The organism is Streptomyces rubellus, from assembly GCF_036323805.1.
Lineage (GTDB): Bacteria > Actinomycetota > Actinomycetes > Streptomycetales > Streptomycetaceae > Streptomyces.
This window is the reverse complement of the sequence record NZ_JAZDCX010000005.1, coordinates 245877-266716: the sequence shown is the minus strand read 5'-3', so window position 1 is coordinate 266716 and position 20840 is coordinate 245877. Positions and strand designations below refer to the sequence as shown.

At 73.7% G+C, this 20840-nt stretch carries 19 protein-coding genes; 6 read left to right on the top strand and 13 right to left on the bottom strand.

All coding sequences use genetic code 11. The features are described 5' to 3' along the window. The first annotated feature begins 63 nt into the window (after nt 1-63). Together trpS and V1L54_RS08310 are read left to right on the top strand one after the other, a co-directional pair. Nucleotides 64-1089 carry a tryptophan--tRNA ligase gene (gene trpS, locus V1L54_RS08315; RefSeq protein ID WP_330117241.1) on the top strand — a complete coding sequence of 342 codons (1026 nt, stop codon included), beginning with the start codon at nt 64-66 and terminating at the stop codon, nt 1087-1089. A gap of 71 nt (nt 1090-1160) precedes the next feature. After that, a complete protein-coding gene (locus tag V1L54_RS08310; RefSeq protein WP_330117240.1) occupies nt 1161-1745 on the top strand; it encodes a 2'-5' RNA ligase family protein in 585 nt (194 codons plus the stop codon). 44 nt (nt 1746-1789) lie between these two features. On the opposite strand, the gene V1L54_RS08305 is transcribed toward V1L54_RS08310, so the two are convergent. Further along, the gene (locus V1L54_RS08305; protein WP_330117239.1) at nt 1790-3229 is read right to left on the bottom strand and encodes a D-alanyl-D-alanine carboxypeptidase family protein; all 1440 of its coding nucleotides are present in this window, start codon (nt 3227-3229) and stop codon (nt 1790-1792) included. 111 nt (nt 3230-3340) lie between these two features. Between V1L54_RS08305 and V1L54_RS08300 the strand changes: the two genes are divergently transcribed. The 3 genes from V1L54_RS08300 (at nt 3341) to V1L54_RS08290 (ending at nt 6758) form a co-directional block, all read left to right on the top strand. Beyond that, a complete protein-coding gene (locus tag V1L54_RS08300) occupies nt 3341-3583 on the top strand; it encodes an SCO4848 family membrane protein (RefSeq protein WP_330117238.1) in 243 nt (80 codons plus the stop codon). Nucleotides 3584-3656: 73 nt separating this feature from the next. Continuing rightward, the gene (locus V1L54_RS08295) at nt 3657-5015 is read left to right on the top strand and encodes a metallophosphoesterase (RefSeq protein WP_330117237.1); all 1359 of its coding nucleotides are present in this window, start codon (nt 3657-3659) and stop codon (nt 5013-5015) included. Between the two features lie 171 nt (nt 5016-5186). Then, the gene (locus V1L54_RS08290; protein ID WP_330117236.1) at nt 5187-6758 is read left to right on the top strand and encodes an ABC transporter substrate-binding protein; all 1572 of its coding nucleotides are present in this window, start codon (nt 5187-5189) and stop codon (nt 6756-6758) included. A 492-nt stretch (nt 6759-7250) separates the two neighbouring features. On the opposite strand, the gene V1L54_RS08285 is transcribed toward V1L54_RS08290, so the two are convergent. From V1L54_RS08285 to V1L54_RS08255, 8 genes are all read right to left on the bottom strand, one after another. Next, the gene (locus V1L54_RS08285) at nt 7251-7835 is read right to left on the bottom strand and encodes a TetR/AcrR family transcriptional regulator (RefSeq protein WP_330117235.1); all 585 of its coding nucleotides are present in this window, start codon (nt 7833-7835) and stop codon (nt 7251-7253) included. Further along, nucleotides 7832-8197, bottom strand: a complete 366-nt coding sequence (locus V1L54_RS08280; protein WP_330117234.1) for a DUF1304 domain-containing protein — start codon at nt 8195-8197, stop codon at nt 7832-7834. Before V1L54_RS08280 ends, V1L54_RS08285 begins: the two co-directional genes overlap by 4 nt. An 88-nt stretch (nt 8198-8285) precedes the next feature. Beyond that, a complete protein-coding gene (locus V1L54_RS29445; RefSeq protein WP_443076535.1) occupies nt 8286-8504 on the bottom strand; it encodes a DUF5980 family protein in 219 nt (72 codons plus the stop codon). Between the two features lie 77 nt (nt 8505-8581). Continuing rightward, nucleotides 8582-9358, bottom strand: coding sequence for a succinate dehydrogenase iron-sulfur subunit (locus V1L54_RS08275; RefSeq protein WP_330117233.1), 777 nt, complete (start codon nt 9356-9358; stop codon nt 8582-8584). Next, on the bottom strand, nt 9358-11112 hold the full coding sequence (gene sdhA, locus V1L54_RS08270) for a succinate dehydrogenase flavoprotein subunit (protein ID WP_330117232.1): 1755 nt from the start codon (nt 11110-11112) through the stop codon (nt 9358-9360). The genes V1L54_RS08275 and sdhA overlap by 1 nt, the downstream gene beginning before the upstream one ends. 23 nt (nt 11113-11135) lie before the next feature. Continuing rightward, a complete protein-coding gene (locus V1L54_RS08265; RefSeq protein WP_330117231.1) occupies nt 11136-11567 on the bottom strand; it encodes a succinate dehydrogenase hydrophobic membrane anchor subunit in 432 nt (143 codons plus the stop codon). 3 nt (nt 11568-11570) lie between these two features. Then, complete coding sequence (gene sdhC, locus V1L54_RS08260) at nt 11571-11951, bottom strand: succinate dehydrogenase, cytochrome b556 subunit (RefSeq protein WP_330117230.1); 381 nt, start codon at nt 11949-11951, stop codon at nt 11571-11573. Between the two features lie 133 nt (nt 11952-12084). Continuing rightward, nucleotides 12085-12702 carry a 2-oxo-4-hydroxy-4-carboxy-5-ureidoimidazoline decarboxylase gene (locus tag V1L54_RS08255; RefSeq protein ID WP_330117229.1) on the bottom strand — a complete coding sequence of 206 codons (618 nt, stop codon included), beginning with the start codon at nt 12700-12702 and terminating at the stop codon, nt 12085-12087. A 396-nt stretch (nt 12703-13098) separates the two neighbouring features. On the opposite strand from V1L54_RS08255, the gene V1L54_RS08250 reads away from it, so the two are divergent. Further along, nucleotides 13099-14808, top strand: a complete 1710-nt coding sequence (locus V1L54_RS08250) for a beta-N-acetylhexosaminidase (protein WP_443076534.1) — start codon at nt 13099-13101, stop codon at nt 14806-14808. 36 nt (nt 14809-14844) lie between these two features. On the opposite strand, the gene V1L54_RS08245 is transcribed toward V1L54_RS08250, so the two are convergent. The 4 genes from V1L54_RS08245 to V1L54_RS08230 form a co-directional block, all read right to left on the bottom strand. Beyond that, entirely contained in the window at nt 14845-15753 is a 909-nt protein-coding gene (locus V1L54_RS08245) for an ABC transporter permease (protein WP_330117227.1), read from the bottom strand. Further along, nucleotides 15750-18521, bottom strand: coding sequence for a CocE/NonD family hydrolase (locus tag V1L54_RS08240; RefSeq protein ID WP_330117226.1), 2772 nt, complete (start codon nt 18519-18521; stop codon nt 15750-15752). Before V1L54_RS08240 ends, V1L54_RS08245 begins: the two co-directional genes overlap by 4 nt. 129 nt (nt 18522-18650) lie before the next feature. After that, complete coding sequence (locus V1L54_RS08235; RefSeq protein WP_330117225.1) at nt 18651-19844, bottom strand: hypothetical protein; 1194 nt, start codon at nt 19842-19844, stop codon at nt 18651-18653. Continuing rightward, nucleotides 19841-20473: an RNA polymerase sigma factor gene (locus V1L54_RS08230; protein WP_330117224.1), complete on the bottom strand. Its 633-nt coding sequence runs from the start codon at nt 20471-20473 to the stop codon at nt 19841-19843. Before V1L54_RS08230 ends, V1L54_RS08235 begins: the two co-directional genes overlap by 4 nt. Nucleotides 20474-20840 lie beyond the last annotated feature (367 nt).

The following is a 20840-nucleotide window of genomic DNA, read 5'->3' as shown; positions in this document are numbered from 1 at the left end:
CGCCGCCGAAGACGCCCCGCCACACGGGTGAGCATCCCCGGGGGGCTCTGCGAGAATGGCGCCATGGCCACTGACCGTCCCCGTGTACTCTCCGGCATCCAGCCCACCGCGGGCTCGTTCCACCTCGGCAACTATCTCGGTGCCGTACGCCAGTGGGTCGAGCTGCAGGACACCCACGACGCCTTCTACGCGGTCGTCGACCTGCACGCCATCACGGTCCCGCAGGACCCGGAGGAACTGCGCGCCGCCACCCGGCTGGCCGCCGCCCAGCTGCTGGCCGCCGGACTGGACCCCGACCGCTGCACCCTCTTCCTCCAGAGCCACGTGCCCGAGCACACCCAGCTCGCCTGGGTGATGAACTGCCTGACCGGTTTCGGCGAGGCCTCGCGCATGACCCAGTTCAAGGACAAGAGCGCGCGGCAGGGCGCCGAGGCGACGACGGTCGGCCTGTTCACCTACCCGGTCCTCCAGGTCGCGGACATCCTGCTGTACCAGGCCGACCGGGTGCCGGTGGGCGAGGACCAGCGCCAGCACATCGAGCTGACCCGCGATGTCGCCGAGCGCTTCAACAGCCGCTACGGCCACACCTTCACCGTCCCCTCGCCGTACATCCTCAAGGAGACGGCGAAGATCTACGACCTGCAGGACCCGACGGTCAAGATGAGCAAGTCGGCGGCCTCCCACAAGGGCGTGATCAGCCTGCTCGACGAGGCGAAGGTCTCGGCGAAGAAGATCAGGAGCGCGGTGACCGACACCGGGACCGAGATCCGCCACGACGAGAAGGAGAAGCCCGGCATCAGCAACCTGCTGGTGATCTACTCCACACTCACCGGCACCGGCATCCCGGAACTGGAGCAGCAGTACGCGGGCAAGGGTTACGGTGCCCTCAAGACGGACCTCGCCGAGGTCGTCGCCGCCTGGGTGGCGCCGTTCCGGGAGCGCACCCAGGAATACCTGGACGATCCCGGAACGCTGGACTCCGTGCTGGCCAAGGGAGCGGAGAAGGCGCGCGCGGTGGCCGCGGAGACACTGGCCGCGGCGTACGAGAAGGTGGGCTTCGTGCCCGCCAGGGTGCCCGCCCGGCAGTGACCGGCGCCGGCCGGCACCGAGCGGACAGACGGGGGAACGGAACGGACAGGGGAACGAGGAAGGAGAAGCTCGTGGGCACCGTCACGCTCGGCGTATCCATCGCGGTCCCGGAGCCCTACGGCAGCCTGCTCCAGCGGCGGCGCACGGGTTTCGGCGACACCGCCGCCCATGGCATTCCGACCCACGTGACCCTGCTGCCGCCCACCGAGGTGGACACCGCCCGCCGCCCCGGGATCGAGGAGCACCTCGCCGCGGTGGCCGCGGCGGGGAACCCCTTCGCCATGCGGCTGTCGGGCACGGGCACCTTCCGCCCGCTGTCGCCGGTGGTCTTCGTCCGGGTCGTCGAGGGTGCCGCGGCCTGCGACCTGCTCCAGGAGCGGATCCGCGACAAGGAGGGTCCGCTGGTGCGCGAGCTGCAGTTCCCGTACCACCCGCACGTCACGGTCGCCCACGGCATCGCGGAGGACGCGCTGGACCGGGCGTACGCCGAGCTCGCCGACTTCGAGGCGGCCTGGACGGTGGCCGGCTTCGCGCTGTACGAGCAGGGCGGGGACGGGGTGTGGCGCCTCCAGCGCGAGTTCGCCTTCGGCCTCGGGCCGCTGCCGCTGCCGCAGCAGCCGGCCCTCCTCTGCCGGCCGCCGGCCCCCTCGCTCTGACGTAAGGGGGCCGGTGTGCCGGGGCGGGGGGCCTGCCGGCCCGCTCAGGACCCGCGCGGCGGACCCCCGGGCCGTCCCGTCCCCGTCGTGCCGTCCGCGCCGCCCAGTCCGTCCGGTGTCCGCCGGGGCGGCTCCGCCGGGCCGGGGTTCTCCGGGCTGCCGAGCACCGCGGGCCGCCGCGGGCCGCGTCCCGGCCGGGCCGCGGCCGGCCGCGGGCGGCGACGGTACACTCCGTACGCTCCCGCGCCGAGCATGGCGAGGACCGCGGCCAGGGTCGTCAGCGCGGTACCGGCGCCGCCCGACGAGGGCTGGGCACCGGCCGCGGTGGGGCCGGAGGGCCGTGCCACGGCGGCGTCCTCGCCGCCGGGACCGTCGTCGGTGTTCTTGCCCTCACCGTCGCGGGCGCCCTGGGGCGCCACCAGTTCGCCGACCGGCTCGACCCGGTCCGCGGCGGCGAAGCCCCAGTCGAGGAGTTCGGCGGCCTCCTCGTAGACCCGCACACCACCCTCCTCGGGGTGCATGGTGGTCACCAGCAGCACCCGGTCGCCGCGCTCGGCGACACCGGTGAAGGTGAACCCGGCCTTGGAGGTGTAGCCGTTCTTGATCCCGGCGAGGCCCTTGTACGGCTCCAGGCCCGGGGTGCCGGTGAGCAGCCGGTTGGTGTTCTGGATCTCGAACGTCTCCCGTTCGGCCTTGCCGGTCTTCTTGTCCTCCTTCATCAGTCCGGGGAACTCGGCCCGGACGGTCGCCGCGTACTCGCGGAAGTCCGGCTTCTGCATCCCGGAGCGGGCGAACAGCGTCAGGTCGTACGCGGAGGAGACCTGCCCCGGGGCGTCGTAGCCGTCGGGACTGACGACGTGGGTGTCGGTCGCGCCCAGTCTGCGGGCGTGCTCGTTCATCTCCCGCACGGTCTTCTCCCGGCCGCCGTTCATGGCGGCCAGGACGTGCACGGCGTCGTTGCCGGAGCGGAGGAAGACGCCCAGCCACAGGTCGTGGACCGTGTAGGTGAGGTCCTCCTTGATGCCGACCAGACTGCTGCCCGGACCGAGCTCCGCCAGGTCCTCCGGGGCGACCTTGTGGACGGTGTCCCTGTCGAACTTCGGCAGCAGCGTGTCGGCGAACAGCATCTTGATGGTGCTGGCCGGGGCGAGCGGCCAGTGCGCGTTCTTCGCCGCCAGTACGTCACCGGTCTCGGCGTCCGCGACGATCCAGGCGCGCGAAGTGGTCGACTTCGGCAGTGCGGGTGCCCCGGCAAGGGGTGCTATCTGGACCCCGGGCAGGCCGAGGCGTTCACCGCCGACGGTGGACATGTTCGCGGGCGGACTCGGCTGCCTCGGCCCGTCCGCCGGAGCCGGGGACGGGGCCGCGGCGGCCGGTGCGCCGGCGAACAGGCAGGAGAGGAGAAGGAGGGGAGTGGCGGCCACGAGGCCGCGGGCGCCGCGCACGCGGCGCGCCCGGATGATGACGGGGTGAGTCGTGGACACGCAGCGAACGTACCGGCATATCGGCGACACGGCGCCGCCGAGAGGACCATCGCGGTGGCTCCTACCGCCCCTGCCGGTGATTCCGTTGGTCCGATAGACATACTGAGAGGTGTGAAACTCTCCCGACCCGTCTCGTGGTTCCTGCTCGCCTTCGGAGTGTGGAGCTGGTTCCTGTGGCCCAACTTCATCAGGAACCTGTGGAAGGACACCAGCGGCCTGGCGTTCGACGGCGCGGGCGACCCGACCGCCTACTTCTGTATCCATCTGCTGATGGCCCTCACCTCGCTCGTGCTGGGCACGGCCGTCGGGGTCGTCGGGCTGCGCGGGGTGCGCGCGCTGCGCGCCGCCCGGTGACCGGCGGAACACCCGACCGGCCGCGGAACGTTGCGCGGGGGACGGGCAAGCGGGCAGGGGAGTGGAACGGGACATGGTCGTGGTCTTCATAGCCGTCGCGGTGCTGGTGGTCGGTCTGCTGGTGGCGGCGCACTGGTACGTGTGGCGCCGCATGGTGCGCGACGTGGCGGCGCGCGGCACCTGGTACAGACGGGCGGGCACGGCGCTGGTCGTCCTGCTGCCGCTCACCACCGTCGCGACCCAGGTCGCCCACCGCGCCGGACTGCCCTTCGCCGTGGAGCGTGTGCTGGCCTGGCCGGGCTACCTCTGGCTCGCCGTGCTGCTCTACCTGGTGCTGGCCCTGCTGGTGGGCGAGGCCGTACGGCCGCTGCTGCGGCGCTTCCTGGCGCGGCGGGACGCCGCCCGGGCGCCCGGGGAGACCGCGGGCGACTCCCGTACCGCACCGGCCGGTGCCGTCGAACCGTCCGAACCGGCCGAACCGTCCGGGTCGTCCGGCGGCGGTACGGCCGCCACCGGGCGGTCCGCGCCCACCGCGCTGGCGGTGCGCGGCGACGACGGTGCGAGCGGCGGGGCGAGCGGTGCCGGGGCGGACCGCCCGGCCCCCGGACCCTCACGGCGGCTGTTCGTGGCGCGCACCGTGGCCGTCGCCGCGGGCACCGTGGCGGCGGGCACCGTCGGGTACGGCACCCACGGCGTGCTGCGGGGCCCGCGGCTCAAGCGCGTCACCGTGCCGCTGGCCAAGCTGCCCCGGGCCGCCCACGGCTACCGCATCGCCGTGGTCAGCGACATCCACCTCGGCCCCCTCCTGGGCCGCGCCCACACCCAGCGCATCGTGGACACCATCAACCGGGCGGACCCCGACCTGGTCGCCGTCGTCGGCGACCTGGTGGACGGCACCGTGGCCGACCTCGGCCCGGCCGCCGAGCCGCTGTCGCGGCTGCGCTCCCGGGACGGCTCGTACTTCGTCACCGGCAACCACGAGTACTTCGGCGACGCCGGCGAGTGGGTCGACCACGTCCGCGAACTGGGCGTGGAACCGCTGGAGAACGCCCGCCGCGAGCTGCCCCACTTCGATCTGGCGGGGGTCAACGACCTCGCGGGCGAGGAGGAGGGCCAGGGGCCGGACTTCCGGCGCGCGCTCGGTGACCGCGACACCTCCCGGGCGGTGGTCCTCCTGGCCCACCAGCCGGTCCTGATCCACGAGGCGGTGGACCACGGGGTGGACCTCCAGCTCTCCGGCCACACCCACGGCGGCCAGATGTGGCCCGCCACCTATGTGGCCGGGCTGGCCAACCCCACCCTCGCGGGCCTGGAGAGCTACGGCGACACCCAGCTCTACGTCACCCGCGGGGCGGGCGCCTGGGGGCCGCCGGTGCGGGTGGGCGCCGAGTCGGACATCACCGTGGTGGAGCTGGCCGCGAAGCGGGCCTGAGCCGTCCGCCGTGATCCACCGTGAGCCGCCGCGCCTCATAACCGTAGGATTTATCCGACTGTAACCGGCCGACTCCTTCCGTTCTGCGATCTTCCTCCTGTTCTCTGAGGCTCTGGCGCGGTCCCGGTACCACGACCGCGCCACGGAAACGGTACGGAAGGGGACCGCCGTATGGGTGGGGCCGACAGCAAGCGGGCCGTCTGGGCCGGAGTGATCGCGGGGGCGCTCGTCATCACGGGGGTCAGCGGCTGGGCCGTGAACCAGCAGGGCGGCACGGAACAGCGGCTCATCACCGTGGGCACCACCGACCGGGTCGTCTCGGTCGACCCGGCGGGCGCGCAAGACCCGGGCTCCTCGCGGCTGGTCAGCAACGTCTTCCAGTCGCTGATGACCTTCACTCCCGGCAGCGCCCAGCCGGCGCCGGACGCCGCCGAGCAGTGCCGCTTCACCAACAGCTCGCTCATGCGCTACAGCTGCACCCTGCGCCAGGGTCTGGAGTTCAGCGACGGCAGCCCGCTGACCGCGCAGGACGTCAAGCACTCCTTCGACCGGGTGCTGAGGATCAACCATCCGCAGGGGCCGGCCCGGGCACTGGACACCCTGAAGGAAGTGCGGGTGGTCAACGGGAAGGTGGAGTTCTGGCTGAAGAGCCCCGACGCCACCTTCCCGTACAAGATCGCCGGCAGCGCGGGCGCGATCGTCCCCGACGAGATCTACCCGGCTGACGCGCTGCTGGAGGGGAACCGGGCGGTCGGCTCGGGCCCGTACGTCCTCCAGTCGTACACCCCGGGCAGCGCCGCGCGGCTGGCGCCCAACGCCAAGTACCGGGGCATGCTGGAGGAACGGCCCGTCCACATGGTGCTGGTGCGCTACTACGACCGGCCCGCCGAGCTGCTCGGCGCCTGGCGGGAGAAGCTGATCGACGTCAGCACCGGTCAGCTGCCGCCCGAGGAGGCGGCCGAGATCAGACCCACCGACGAGGGCATCCGGGTCTACGAGCAGTCCGGACTCGGCATGCGCTCCCTGGCGTTCAACCACCGCTCCGGCTCGCCCGCGGCCGAGCTCCCGGTCCGCCGGGCCGTCGCCTCCCTGGTGAGCCGCACGGCGCTGGCCGGCGGCGTCCACCGCCACATGGTGGAGCCGCTCTACTCGCTGATACCGCAGGGCGTCAACGGCCACGGCGCGCCGTTCCACGAGCGCTACGGGGACCCCGACGCCGACGCCGCGCGGGAGTTCCTGGCGGAGGCGGGCATCACCGAACCGGTGCGCTTCGAGATCGCCCACTCGAAGGACGCGGCGGCGGCGGCCGAGGACGCCGAGACACTGCGCCTCCAGCTGGACGCCTCGGGCCTGTTCCAGGTCACCGTCCGGCAGTACGAGGCGGAGGAGTTCCGCGAGGGGGTGGCCGAGGGGGAGTTCGACGCCTACCTCGCCGACTGGTTCCCGGACTTCCCCGAGGCCGACGCGTACACCACGCCCCTGGTGGGCACGGACGGCGTGTACCGCACCGGGTACAGCGACGGGGAGATCGACGAGGTGATCGACCGGACCCGGCGCAGCTACGACCGGACCGCGGTGATCGAGGAGTTCGCGCGGATCGACCGGAAGGTGGCCACCGAGGTGCCGCTGCTCCCGCTGTGGCAGAAGAAGGAGCACGTGGTCAGCAAGGACGACATCTCCGGGGTGCAGTACCTGACGGACAACAGCGGCGTGTGGCGGCTGTGGGAGCTGGACCGCTTCTGAGCCCCACCCGCTCCCGGACGGCCGTCCCCGCTCCCGTACTCGGTCCGCGGACCGGCGGACTGGGCGGAAGGACTCATCCGGCCGGCCGGCGGACGCCGTAGCGTCCCCGGCATGAAGCACAGCGACAGCGGCTCCGCCTCCGTGCCCCCGTCCCCGGGCCGCTCCGGCGCCGACGGTGCCGGAGCGGCCCTCCTCGCGGTACTGGTGATGCTCACCGGGGCCTTCGCGGCGACCCTCGGACCGCTGCCGGCCGTCGCCTGTGAGTCCTGCCGGGACGGCGTCCGCGGCCCGCTGCGCTTCGACGGGGCCCTCTTCGCCCTCGCCTGGTACGCGGTGCCGCTCACCACCCTGGGAACGCTGCTCGGCATCCTCCTGTCCCGGCGCGGGGCGCGGGCGGGCGGCATCGGTCTGGGGGGTGCTGGTGCTGCTGCTGACCGCGATGCTGGTCCTCGGCCGGTTCACGGCCTGACCCGGCCCGCGGCGGACCGGCGGCTACCGGGGCGGCGGGCCGAAGGCCCGGTGGACGGTGAGCACCAGGCGCCAGACCTGGTGGGCCAGGTCCCCGGGAGCGGCCTCGACCAGACCGTGCAGCCAGTCGGCGAACACCCCGGTGAACGCGGCTGCGACGGCCGAGTCGGCCGCCGCGGCGTACGGCAGTCCGGCGCGCGCCCGTTCCCGCCGGGAGCGGTCCCGGAGCTCACGGTGCAGCAGTTCCCCCAGGGGCCCGCCGCCACCGGGGTGGAGCAGCCCCCGGTACAGCCCGGCGCGGGCCGCCGCCGAGGTGAGGAACGCCGTGAGCGCGGGCGGGGGCACTGCCGGGTCCGGCGGGCCGTCGACGGCGTGGACCGCCTCCACGGCGTCCCGCACCACCTCCGCGCAGGCGTCGACGGCCAGTGCCGGGAGGTCCTCGTAGTGCAGGTAGAAGGTGGCCCGGCCGACCCCCGCGCGGCGGGTCACGGCCGAGACGCTGACCTCCGCCAGCGGGCGGTCGGCGCACTCGGCGAGCAGTGCCCGGCGCAGCCGCGCCCGGGTCCGTACGGTGCGCGGGTCCCGTCCCGCCGTCTCCTCGCCGCTCACCCGGCGAAGAGTACCGCCGCCAGGGCGAGCGCTCCGGGGACGACCTGTACGTACAGGATGTTGCGGACCCCGGTGCTGATCACTCCGTAGACCCCGGCCACCAGGACGCAGGCCAGGAAGAAGACCGTCACCTGGAAGCCCACCGGGTCGTCCGCGGCCAGACCCCAGACCAGACCGGCCGCCAGGAAGCCGTTGTACAGGCCCTGGTTCGCGGCCAGCGGGGCGGTGGTGCGGGCCGTCTCCTCGTCCATGCCGAAGGCGGCGCGGCCGCGCGGACCCCGCCAGAGGAACATCTCCAGCACCGCGATGTACACGTGCAGCGCCGCCACCACACCGACCAGCACCCCGGCGACGGTCTGCACCGTGGCCCACCCTCTTCCAGTCCCCACCCCGGCCACGACTCCCGCCGCCGACTTCTGGACAACTGTACAGGAATTTCTGGACACCTGTTCAGGAACCGCCCGGGCCCCGGCCCGCCCGACGGAGCGTTGCCGCTCGGACCTCCTTCCAGGGGCCCGCGCAGTCCTTTCGGACGACGATCCGCACCGGGACGGCCTGGGTCTCCGTGCCGTCGGAGGCCCAGACCTCGGCGACGTGCTCGCCCGCCGTGTGCGGGAGCCCCGGCGGACACCCCCGGCGCCGGGGCTCCCGGCGTCCGCCGGCGCGCACACGCCGAGGTGCCCGACCGGAATCCCCGGTCGGGCACCTCGGCGTGTCGGACTGCCGGGCCGACGGGCCCGCGGCCCTCAGTAGCGCCGCGTGATCAGCGCGCGCTTGACCTCCTGGATGGCCTTGGTGATCTCGATGCCGCGCGGGCAGGCCTCCGTGCAGTTGAAGACGGTGCGGCAGCGCCACACGCCGTCGCGGTCGTTGAGGATCTCCAGGCGCTGCTCACCGCCCTCGTCGCGGGAGTCGTAGATGAAGCGGTGCGCGTTGACGATCGCCGCCGGGCCGAAGTACTGGCCGTCCACCCAGAACACCGGGCACGCGGAGGTGCAGGCGGCGCACAGGATGCACTTGGTGGTGTCGTCGAAGCGCTCGCGGTCCTCGGGGGACTGCAGACGCTCCCGGGTCGGCTCGTTGCCCTTGGTGATCAGGAAGGGCATCACGTCCCGGTACGCCTGGAAGAACGGCTCCATGTCGACGATCAGGTCCTTCTGGACCGCGAGTCCCTTTATGGGCTCGACGGTGATCGGCTTCTCCGGGCTGATGTCCTTGATCAGCGTCTTGCACGCCAACCGGTTGCGGCCGTTGATGCGCATCGCGTCGGAGCCGCAGATGCCGTGCGCGCAGGAGCGCCGGAAGGTCAGGGTGCCGTCCAGCTCCCACTTGATCTTGTGGAGGGCGTCCAGGACGCGCTCCTTGGGGTCGATCTCCAGCCGGAAGTCCTCCCAGCGGACCTCGTCGGAGACCTCCGGGTTGAAGCGCCGGATGCGGAAGACGGCGGTGATGTAGGGGGTCGCCTCGGCCGTGGCGTCGGCACCGCCCTCGGGCTGGCTCTTGTCCATGACGGGAGTGGCCATCAGTACTTACGCTCCATCGGCTGGTAGCGGGTCTGCACGACCGGCTTGTAGTCCAGCCGGATCGACTCGGCGCCGTCGTCGGCGACCTCGCGGTACGCCATCGTGTGACGCATGAAGTTGACGTCGTCGCGGTTCGGGTAGTCCTCGCGGTAGTGACCGCCGCGCGACTCCTTGCGGGCCAGCGCGGACACGGCCGTCACCTCGGCCAGGTCGAGCAGGTTGCCCAGCTCGATGGCCTCCAGCAGGTCGGTGTTGAACCGCTTGCCCTTGTCCTGCACCGACACGTTCCGGTACCGCTTGCGCAGGGCGCCGATCTCCTCGACGGCCTCCTTCAGCGTCTGCTCGGTGCGGAAGACCATGACGTTCTTGTCCATGGTCTCCTGGAGCGCCTTGCGGATCTCGGTGACCCGCTCGGTGCCCTCCGAGGAGCGCAGCGCCTCGACCTGGCCGACGACGAAGGACGCCGGGTCCTCCGGCAGCTCGACGTGGTCGGCGGTCGCGGCGTACTGGGCGGCGGCGACGCCCGCCCGGCGGCCGAAGACGTTGATGTCCAGCAGCGAGTTGGTGCCCAGCCGGTTGGCGCCGTGCACCGACACGCAGGCGACCTCGCCGGCGGCGTACAGGCCCGGCACCACCGTGGTGTTGTCGGCCAACACCTCGCCCATGACGTTGGTCGGGATGCCGCCCATCGCGTAGTGCGCGGTCGGCTGGATCGGGATCGGGTCGGTGTACGGCTCGATGCCCAGGTAGGTGCGCGCGAACTCGGTGATGTCCGGCAGCTTGGCGTCGAGCTGCTCCGGCGGCAGGTGGGTGAGGTCCAGGAAGACGTGGTCGCCCTCGGGGCCGCAGCCGCGGCCCTCGCGGATCTCGGTGTAGATCGAGCGGGAGACCACGTCGCGGGAGGCGAGGTCCTTCATGACGGGCGCGTACTTCTCCATGAAGCGCTCGCCGTCCTTGTTGCGCAGGATGCCGCCCTCGCCGCGGGCGCCCTCGGTGAGCAGGATGCCCATGCGCCAGATGCCGGTCGGGTGGAACTGGAAGAACTCCATGTCCTCCAGCGGCAGGCCCCGGCGGAACGCGGCGGCCTGGCCGTCGCCGGTGAGGGTGTGCGCGTTGGAGGTGACCTTGAAGAACTTGCCGCTGCCGCCCGAGGCGAAGACCACGGCCTTCGCCCGGAAGACGTGGATCTCGCCGGTGGCCAGCTCGTAGGCGACGACGCCCGCGGTCCGCCGGACCCCGTCCACCTCGGTGAGCAGCAGGTCCAGGACGTAGAACTCGTTGTAGAACTCCACGCCCTCCTTGACGCAGTTCTGGTACAGCGTCTGGAGGATCATGTGGCCGGTGCGGTCCGCCGCGTAGCAGGAGCGGCGCACCGGGGCCTCGCCGTGGCTGCGGGAGTGGCCGCCGAAGCGGCGCTGGTCGATCCGCCCCTCCGGGGTCCGGTTGAACGGCAGACCCATCTTCTCCAGGTCGAGGACGGCGTCGATGGCCTCCTTCGCCAGGATCTCGGCGGCGTCCTGGTCGACCAGGTAGTCACCGCCCTTGACCGTGTCGAAGGTGTGCCACTCCCAGTTGTCCTCCTCGACGTTGGCCAGGGCCGCGGCCATGCCGCCCTGGGCGGCGCCGGTGTGGGAGCGGGTGGGGTAGAGCTTGGTCAGTACGGCGGTACGGCTGCGCTTCGTCGCCTCGATGGCGGCGCGCATCCCGGCGCCGCCGGCGCCGACGATGACGGTGTCGTACTTGTGGATCTGCATGAGTTAACGCCTCAGCCCCGGCTCTAGCGGATGTTCGGGTCGAAGGTGAAGATCACCAGCGTGCCCAGCAGGACGGTGAACACCGTGGCGGTGTACAGCAGCATCTTCAGCCAGAAGCGGGTGCTGTTCCGTTCGGCGTAGTCGTTGATGACGGTCCGCAGGCCGTTGGCGCCGTGCAGCATCGCCAGCCACAGCATCAGCAGGTCCCAGGTCATCCAGAACGGCGATGCCCAGCGGCCGGCCACGAAGGCGAAGTTGATCTTGCTGACGCCGCCGTCGAGGACGAGCTGGATCAGCAGGTGGCCGATCACCAGCGCGACCAGCACGATGCCGGACAGCCGCATGAAGAGCCAGGCGTGCAGCTCGAAGTTGCCGCGCGTGGCCCGGGGGGTCTTGCCGGTACGGGCCCGGGGCGGCTCGATGACCGGTGCGGGGTTGTCTACGTCGAAGGCCATGCCTCAGCTCCCGAACAGTTCGTTCGCGGCGTGCCCGAGGACCGGGTAGACCGCCCCGGCCATCAGCACGATCCAGATGCCCATCACGGCCCACAGCATCTGCCGCTGGTACTTGGTGCCCTTCGACCAGAAGTCGACGGCGACCACACGCAGACCGTTGAGGGCGTGGAACAGGACGGCGGCCACCAGGCCGTACTCCATCAGCGCGACGATCGGAGTCTTGTAGACCTCCACGGTCTCGTCGTACGCCTCCGGGGAGACGCGGACCAGTGAGGTGTCCAGGACGTGCACGAACAGGAAGAAGAAGATGAGGACCCCGGTGACTCGGTGAGCCACCCAGGACCACATGCCTTCCCGGCCGCGGTAAAGCGTTCCAGCCGGCACGGAAAATCCTCCGGGAGCGGGTACGGGGCCGGCCGGCTTCGTGTCGGTCTGGCCCGGCCGGATACGGTTCACCGGCCGTCTGCCATGGTATCGACGCCCTGTCGGTTCTCTTCGCCCGGGGGGCCAGGTGTGATCAATCAGGCACTGACGGGCTAGGGACCCCGCCGGTGCCGCATCCCGGGCGGGCGGTCCCGGGACCGCCCCGGTGGCCGGGGCGCCGGACCGGACGCCCCTCCCGGACCAGCCGAAGCAGCCGGCCGCGCGCGATGCGGCGCAGCTCGTCGGCGGCGACGGCGCGCTCCCGCTCCGCCTCGTTGCCCAGCCGGCCGTGGAGCGCGGCCAGCACGTGCCCGAGGGCCTCCTCCTCGCGGACGCCGTCCACGCACAGCACGAAGACGTAGCCGAACCGGCTCTCGTAGGCGGCGTGCGCGGCGCGCAGCGCCGTGTGCGCGGCGAGCGTGCCGGAGACGGGGAGGTGGCGCCCGCCGTACAGCAGCTCCCCGTAGCCCGGACCGCCGGCGGCCTCCTGGGCCAGCGCCTCGGTCAGGTCCTCGTCGGTGAGGTCGTAGCCGGCCTCGTCGGCGGCGGCGAGCAGCGACTCCAGGTCCGGGTACGGGCGGTGGGCGGCGATGTCACGGGCCCAGCGCCGGCTGCCGCAGCAGGTGAGCAGGGCCGCCGTGAGATCGGCCGCCGGGGCGGTGTTGAGGCGGTGGAGCGGCGTTGCCTCGCTTCGCTGAGGGGGCAGGCGCATGGGCTCCTCGGGCGCGGGGAGACGTCGGGGACGTCCGCGGGACGTCGGGGGCACAGAAAGAGGCGCAGGACCGCGGCGGGTCCGCGGGCGGACCGGCGCCGGCGGGCACCGGTGTCCACCGGTCGACGGAGACGGCTGGTGGGCTGAGCGGACTGAGATGGACTGAGTGGGCCGAGGTGGGCGAGGTGACAGTGGGACGGAAGATGTCGCAAAGGTAACGATACGTGAGAGCACACACCTGGGGTCAGGGGTTTTTCACCCGGACGGCAGGGAGTGGAGGCGCATGGTTGACGGATGGGCCTCACCGGCGGGCAACGCGGCCGCCCGGGGGGACGTAACCTCCGGAACGGGGGCGCCGCACGGCGCTCCGGGTACGCCGGACACACCGGGCACGTCATGAGGAAGAAGTCGTTGGGCAGGCACTCCGCAGGGAAAAGGGCCGAGGGCAGGGACGGCGGAACACCGCGCCGGAGGACGCGGCGGAGGACACCGGCGGGCGGCCGGCGGCCCCTGCTGGTCGCGGCCGCGGCCGCCGCGGCCGCGCTGGCGGCGGTGGCCGTCGTCCTCGCCGTACTGCCCGGCGGGACACCGGACCGTGCCCCCGGCGGTGGCACCCGGGACACTCCCGGGGACGCCCCCCGGGTCCCCGCCGTGGCCCTTCCCGCGGCGCCCGGCACCGTCCCCGCCGTACGGCAGTGGACGCCCGAGCCCGGCCTCGGCTGGCAGCCCGGCCCGCGCACCCGGGTGGTGGCCGACCCCGGCGGCGCGCTGGCAGACGAGGCGGAACTGCTCGCCGGCGAGCTGGACCTCGCGCACTCGGGCGGTCCCGCGGGGCCCGGCGACATCGAACTCGTCCTGGACCCCGAGGTCCCCGGGGAACGCGTCCGGGGCCCCGAGGGCTACGAGCTGACCGCCGCCTTCGGCCGGGTCACCGTCACCGGCCGCACCGAGGCCGGGGTCTTCTACGGGACCCGCACCCTGAAGCAAGCCCTCCGCGGCGGCGGCCGGATCCCCGCGGGCACCGTCCGGGACTGGCCCGACCGCCCGCAGCGCGGTCTGATGCTCGACATCGCGCGCAAGCACTTCAGCGCCGACTGGATCGAGGACCGCGTCCGCGAGATGGCCGACCTCAAGCTCAACCAGCTCCAGCTCCACCTCTCCGACGACCAGGCGTTCCGCGTCGAGAGCGAGAGCCACCCCGAGGTCGTCTCCGACCCGCACCTGACCAAGGCCGAGCTGCGCCGGATCATCGAGCTCGCCAACTCCCGGCACATCGCCGTCATCCCGGAGATCGACTCGCCCGGCCACCTCGACGCCGTGCTCGACGCCCACCCGGAACTGCGGCTGCGCGACGCCGACGGCGACCCGGTGCGCGGCGCGATCGACATCGCCGACCCACGTGCCGCCGAGCTGGTGGACGACCTGCTGCGCGAGTACGCCCCCCTCTTCCGCGACCAGCCCGGCGACGGCCCGTACTGGCATCTGGGCGGCGACGAGTACCTGGCGCTGATGCGCTCCGATCCCGAGGCCGCGTTCCCCGAGCTGGCCGCGGCCGCCCGCCGGGAGCACGGCCGCGGGGCCGGTGTCCGGGACCTGGCCGCGGCCTGGCTCAACGACCGCGCCGAGACGGTGCGCGAGGCGGGCTTCGTCCCGCAGGTGTGGAACGACGGGCAGCACCGCGGCGGCGAGGTCCGTCCCAGCCGCCCCCGCCAGGTGGCCTACTGGACGGGCAAGGAGATCGGTGCCCGGCCGCCGGCGGAGTACCTGAAGGAGGGCTGGGAGGTGGTCAACCTCAACGACGAGTACCTCTACTACGTGCTCGGCGAGCCGCACCAGTTCGTCTATCCGACCGGCGAGCGCGTCTACGAGGAGTGGACCCCGGCCGTGCTGCGCGGCACCAAGCCCGTGTCCGCCGAGCTCGCGGAGCAGGTGGTGGGCGCCCGGCTGGCCGTGTGGTGCGACCTGGCCGGGGCACAGACCCCCGCCCAGGTCGCCGACGGCATCCGGCTGCCGCTGCGGGCCCTGGCCCAGAAGGTGTGGGACCCCGCCCCGCCCGCCCTTCAGTGGGCGCAGTTCCGGCGGCTGGCCGAACGGGTCGCCCCCTGACCCGCCGGGGAGCCGCCCCGGGGCGCGGGACGCCCCTCAGGACACGATGTCCTTGCTCCGGAAGTGCCGGAAGGCCAGCGCGAACAGCACCAGCGCGTACGCCACCGAGACCGACGCGCCGCGCAGCATCCCGTCCCATGCCGGCCCGCCCTGGAAGACGTCCACCCAGGCGTACTGCCGGTGCGCGGGCAGCAGCTCGCGCCAGTCGCCCAGCGCGGTGACCGCGTCCAGGATGTTGCCGACGATCGTCAGCCCGATCGCGCCGCCCACCGCGCCCAGCGGCGCGTCGGTGACCGTCGACAGCCAGAACGCCAGCGCGGCCGTGACCAGCTGCGAGACGAAGATGTAGGCCACGGTGATCCCCAGCCGGACCACCGCCTCACCGGCCGGCAGCGTCCCGCCGGTGGGCAGCACCAGCGGCCCCCAGCCGTACGCCACCGCGCCCGCCGCCAGCGCCACCAGCGGCAGCAGCACCATCGCGGCGGCGCTGAAGGCCAGCGCCACGGCGAGCTTGCTCAGCAGCAGCCGGGAGCGCGGCACCGGGGCGGCCAGCAGATAGCGCAGCGAGGACCAGCCCGCCTCGGCGGCCACCGTGTCGCCGCAGAACAGCGCCACCGGCACCACCAGCAGGAAGCCGGCCGAGACGAACAGCGCCATGGCGGCGAAGTTGGCGCCCGAGGCGGTGGCGGTGTCCATCAGGTTGATCCGGCGGCCGCCCTGCTCCGGCTCGCCGCCGATCGCGAAGGCCGCGATCAGCACGAACGGCAGCGCGGCCAGGATCAGCCCGGTCACCAGGGTGCGGCGGCGCCGCAGCTGCCGCACCGCCTCCACGCGCAGCGGCAGGGTCCGCCGCGGCCGGTAGCCGGGCGCGGCCTCCCCTGCCGGGGACGGCGGGGCCGTGCCGGAGACGGAGGGGGGAGTGGGCGGGGGAGTGGACGCGGTCATCGTGCGCCTCCGATCAGGGTGAGGAAGGCGTCCTCCAGCCCGCGGTGCGGTCCGACCCGCTCCACCGGCACTTCCAGACGCAGGAGCTCGGCCAGCAGCAGCGGTGTGGTGGCACCGTCGAGCCGCACCAGCAGCCCGTCCTCGGCCCGTACGGCCGAGCCGACGCCGGGCAGCGCGGCCACCTTCTCCGCCAGGGCCTCCGGCACCGGGCCGGCCACCCCGACGAGCACGGTGTCGCCGGAGCCGGTGATCTCCGCCACCGGGCCGGCCCGCACCAGTTCGCCGCGGTCCATGACCACCAGGTGCGTGCACGTCTGTTCGACCTCGGCCAGCAGATGGCTGGAGACGATGACGGTACGGCCGCCGGCCGCGTAGCGGATCATCACCTCGCGCATCTCGCGGATCTGCGGCGGGTCCAGACCGTTGGTCGGCTCGTCCAGGATCAGCAGGTCCGGCAGTCCCAGCATGGCCTGGGCGATGGCCAGCCGCTGCCGCATGCCCTGCGAGTAGGTGCGCACCGCGCGCTCCAGGGCGTCGCCGAGCCCGGCGATCTCCAGTGCCTCGTCCAGGTGCGCGTCCTCGGCCGGGCGGCCGGTGGCCCGCCAGTACAGCTCCAGATTGGCCCGGCCGGACAGGTGCGGCAGGAAGCCCGCGCCCTCGACGAACGACCCGACCCGCGACAGGACGGGCGCCCCCGGGCGGATGAGGTGGCCGAAGACCCGGATCTCGCCGCTGTCGGGGATGATCAGACCCATCAGCATCCGCAGGGTGGTCGTCTTGCCCGCGCCGTTGGGACCGAGCAGGCCGAGCACCTGGCCGCGTTCGACCCGGAAGGACAGCCCGCGCACCGCGTAGCGGTCCTCCGAGCCCGCGTACCGCTTGGACAGCCCGCTGATCTCCAGCGGGACCGCGGCCGCCACCGCCTCCCGCTGCTCCTCCGCCGTCTCCTCCGTGCTCTCCTCCGCCGCCGCGCCCGCGCCGGGCGCGTCCGGGGCGGTACGGCGCCGGCGCCCGGTCAGCACCAGGGCGGCGGCCGCCGCCGCGCCGAGCAGCGGCAGGCCCCACACCCACCACGGCAGCGGCTCCCCGGCCGGCTCCAGCCCCGGCACGGCCGGCACGCGCACCCCGTCGCCGGCGAGGGAGACGGTGTAGTCGGCCGGTTCGTCCGGCGAGGCGTAGGCCAGATCGGTGGCGGACAGCACCAGCCGCATACGGTGTCCGGCCTCGAAGCGGTGGTCGACCGCGGGCAGCCGTACCGTCACCTCCCGGCCGTCCCCGGCGCCGGTGACCCGTACCGGGGTCACCAGCTGGGCGGGCAGCGTCAGCCGGCGCCCGTCGGGGCTCACGTCGTAGAGCTTGGCGAACAGCACCGCCTCCCCGGAGTCGGAGGCGACCCGCACCCGTACCGACGGCGCGCCGGTGACCCGCACGGGCTCCTTCAGCGGTGCCGAGTCGAAGCGGGCGTGCTGCCCGGGGTGGTCCAGCGACGCCCCCAGCCCCAGCTGGGACAGCGCGCCCAGACCGCCGCCCAGGGCGCCCAGGCCCGGCACGGCGGAGATCGCGGGCGGGCCGCCGCCGGCCGGGTTGGCGAAGGTCTGCTCGTCGCCGCGCAGCGCGACGGTCCGGACGTCCGCCGACAGCCCGGGGTAGTCCCCGGCGGTGGCGGTGCGCAGCCGTACGTCCCCGTCGGTGGTGTTCATGCCGCCGCTGCGGGTGATCTGGAAGGCCGGGCCGGTGTCCGCACCGGTGTCGCCCTTGAGATGGCGGTCGAACCAGGCCCGGGTGCGGTCCGCCAGCCGTGCGGTCTCCCCCTCCGGGTAACCGCCGTCATGGCCGCCCGCGAGCCAGTCCACCGCCACGGGCGCCCCGTTCGCGCCGATCGCCTCGGCCATGGCGTCGGCCTGGCCGAGCGGGAAGAGCGAGTCGGTCTGTCCCTGGAGGATCAGCGTCGGCACGTCGATCCGGTCGGCGACCGCCACCGGGCTGCGCTCCCGCAGCAGTCCGCGCGCCGCGTCGTCCGGCTGCCCGGCGACGGCGACCCGCTCGTACATCTCGCACAGCTCCGCGGTGAACCGGCCGCAGCCGGTGTCCCCGGGCGCCGCCGCGGCGGGACCGTCCGCCCCGTCCGTACCGGTGGTGGAGCCGGTGGTGAAGAAGATCCCGGCCCACAGCTCCTTGAAGACGCCGTTCGGGAAGAGCGCCTCGGACAGGTCCCAGTAGGTGACGGCGGGGGCGACGGCGTCGATCCGGTCGTCGTGCCCGGCGGCCAGCAGCGCGATCGCGCCGCCGTAGGAGGCGCCCGCCATGCCCACCCGGGGGTCGCCGTCGCCGTCGAGCCGGACCTCCGGCCGCTTCGCCAGCCAGTCGACGAGCCGGCTGACGTCGGCCACCTCGTGCTCCGGGTCGTTCAGCCCGATCCGGCCGGTGGAGTCGCCGAAGCCGCGGGCGGACCAGGTCAGCACGGCGTATCCGGAACGTGCCAGCTCCTCGGCCCGCTCCCGCATGTCCGCCTTGCTGCCGCCGAAGCCGTGGCCCAGCAGCACCGCCGGACGGCGTCCGGCGGTGCCGCCGGCGGTGAAGTAGGAGGTGTCGATCCGGACCGTGCCGCCGCCGGGCGACTCGGGCAGGGTGAAGGCGCGTTCCAGGTGCCGTACGGCCGGTTCGTCGTCCGGGAGGGCCGCCCACACACCGGCTCCGGCGAGGACGGCGACGGTGGCGGCCACCGCCGCGAACAGGCGTCCGCGGGGCCTGGGCAGTCGGAGTTCCATGGCCCGACCCTACGGCGTGCGGGGAAGGGCCCGCGGTGGCCCCCGGAGGATCCCCGGCTCCTCCCTGGGACGCAGGGTGCCCGGGCCGCGTACTGCCTCGGCAGTACGCGCGGGGCCCGGGACGCGGGCTCAGCGCTCCCGCGCGGCGGCCCGCGGGCCGGCCACGGGGTGGTCCGGACGGCCCTGGGCGGCCTGTGGCGCGGCGCCGCCGCCCGGCTTGCCGTTGCCGTTGTCCCCGCTGCCCGGGGCGCCGTTGCCGTTCCCCCGGTTTCCGTTGCCGTTGTCGCCCTTGCCGCCCGTGTCGGCGCGGCCCTGGTTGCCGCTCCCCGGCCTGCCGTTGGCGTTGCTGTTTCCGTTCCCCTGGTTCCCGCCGTTCCGGCTGCCGGGGTTCTGCCCCTCTCCGCCGGGGTTCTGGGGGTTGCCGTTGTCCGTACCGCCGCTGTTGGCGTTGCCCGGGTTGCCGTTCGCGCTCCCGGGGTTGCTGTTGGCGTTGCCCGGGTTGCCGTTCGCGCTCCCGGGGTTGCTGTTGGCGTTGCCCGGGTTGCCGTTCGCGCTCCCGGGGTTGCTGTTGGCGTTGCCCGGGTTGCCGTTCGCGCTCCCGTTGCCCCGGTTCCCGCCGCCGGGAGCGGCCCCGGCCGGGAGCGCGCTCAGGAGCTCCGCGCAGTAGGCGTCGACCCGGTCGCCGCCGCCCGCGGCGGCGACCAGCGGCTTTCCGGGCTTGGCCGACGGCTTCTCCTGGTGGGACCGGCACAGCTTCACCAGCTTCGGCGAGGCGCTCGCACGGGCGTCGCCGGAGGCGCCGGTGTGCGGCTGCGCCGAGGCGGAGTTCCGGCCGGCCGGGGCACCGCCCGGAGCCGGAGCCGGAGCCGTGTCCACCGGTACCGGGGAGGAACCGGCTCTTCCGTCCGGATCGTCGCCGCCCAGGAACGCCACGCCGCCGGCCGCCACCGCCACGCCACTGCCCAGAACGGCGGCCACGACCACACCGAGCGCCCCCGTACGCGGCCGGCCCAGGCGGCGGGCCAGCCGGGCCAGGCGGCCCCGGACGCCGTTCGGCTCCGCGGGGAGAGCCGTCGCCCGCTCCGCGCGGGCGGCCAGGAAAGCGGCCACCGCCGCCTCCTCGCCCTTGCGCTCGTCGGGGCCGGAGGACGGCTCCGCCATGGTGTTGAGGAGGGTCGCCAGGGCGCGAAGACTCTGGTCCGACGGCTGGTCGGCCTGGCCCCGGCGGCCGGAACCCGCTCTGCCGCCCTCCGCGATCAGACGGCGCAGTACGGCCTCGTCCACACGGGCGCCTTCGTCCCCGTCCCGCATCAGGTCGTTCACCTCCGTACCGCCGTTGCCTCGGGTCGCTCCATCAGCCGGGCCAGTTTCTTCAGGCCGCGTGACAGCGCCATCGCCACCGCTCCCGGTCTCTTGCCGAGGATCTCGGCAGTGCTCCTCGTGTCCAGGTCCAGGACCACCCTCAGCAGAACCGCCTCCGCCTGCGGGCCGGGCAGGGTGGAGACGAGAGAGACGATCTCACGCGTCGACAGTTCGGCTCCGGCCACCTCCGCCGTGTCCAGCGCGCTTCCCCCGCAGGGGGCACCGGACGCCCGCGGTTCGGGTAACTCCTCGGTCGGTACGGTGATTTCCTGCACCCGCCTCCTTCTGCGGCGCAACACGTCCCGGGCCCGGTTGCGGGTCACCGCCAGGGCGAAACGGCGGAACGCGGCGCCGTCCCCCTCGAAACGCAGGACGTCCCGGGCTATCTGTAACCAGGTCTCGGCCACCACGTCCTCGGCGTCCTGGCCGACGATGACGGCCGCGTAGCGGAGGAGTTCGGAATTGAGGGACCGGTAGAGGGCGCGGAAGGCCGCCTCGTCGCCCTGCTGGGCGCCGACGACCGCAGCGCTCAGGTCCCCGAGGGGCTCCGGGGACACACCGTTGCCGCCGCAATGCGCCGCATCACTCACGGACGCGATCCTTCCACGCCCGCGAGCGGAGCGTCGACACGAGACGGACGCCGCGCGGTAGTTGGCGAGATTTGACCGGTCCGTCGTCCGCGCACGGCGTTCCCCGGCGCGCGCCGTCCGGCGGGACGGCGTCCCATCAGGTGTTCCACGGCCGGTGCCGGCCGGGCGGGGACCGACTCGTTCCGGTCGGACGTCCGCCCGCGCACGGCGTACCCGTCCTCGGGCGGAGGACCCCGCGCACGGTGCGGGTGCGGACGGATCCCGGCGGCGGGAACGGAGGCCCGGCAGCGCCGCCGCGCCGCGCGACGCCCGCCGTGAGGTGCGCGGAGCGCGCCGGGCGCCGGGCACCGCCGTCCCGCCGTCCGGA

Coding starts and splice junctions, on each gene's coding strand:
- trpS (WP_330117241.1), top strand. CDS start 64: ATGGCCACTGACCGTCCCCGTGTACTCTCCGGCATCCAGCCCACCGCG.
- V1L54_RS08295 (WP_330117237.1), top strand. CDS start 3,657: ATGGTCGTGGTCTTCATAGCCGTCGCGGTGCTGGTGGTCGGTCTGCTG.
- V1L54_RS08290 (WP_330117236.1), top strand. CDS start 5,187: ATGGGTGGGGCCGACAGCAAGCGGGCCGTCTGGGCCGGAGTGATCGCG.
- V1L54_RS08275 (WP_330117233.1), bottom strand. CDS start 9,358: ATGGCCACTCCCGTCATGGACAAGAGCCAGCCCGAGGGCGGTGCCGAC.
- sdhA (WP_330117232.1), bottom strand. CDS start 11,112: ATGCAGATCCACAAGTACGACACCGTCATCGTCGGCGCCGGCGGCGCC.
- V1L54_RS08265 (WP_330117231.1), bottom strand. CDS start 11,567: ATGGCCTTCGACGTAGACAACCCCGCACCGGTCATCGAGCCGCCCCGG.
- V1L54_RS08255 (WP_330117229.1), bottom strand. CDS start 12,702: ATGCGCCTGCCCCCTCAGCGAAGCGAGGCAACGCCGCTCCACCGCCTC.
- V1L54_RS08250 (WP_443076534.1), top strand. CDS start 13,099: ATGAGGAAGAAGTCGTTGGGCAGGCACTCCGCAGGGAAAAGGGCCGAG.
- V1L54_RS08245 (WP_330117227.1), bottom strand. CDS start 15,753: ATGACCGCGTCCACTCCCCCGCCCACTCCCCCCTCCGTCTCCGGCACG.
- V1L54_RS08240 (WP_330117226.1), bottom strand. CDS start 18,521: ATGGAACTCCGACTGCCCAGGCCCCGCGGACGCCTGTTCGCGGCGGTG.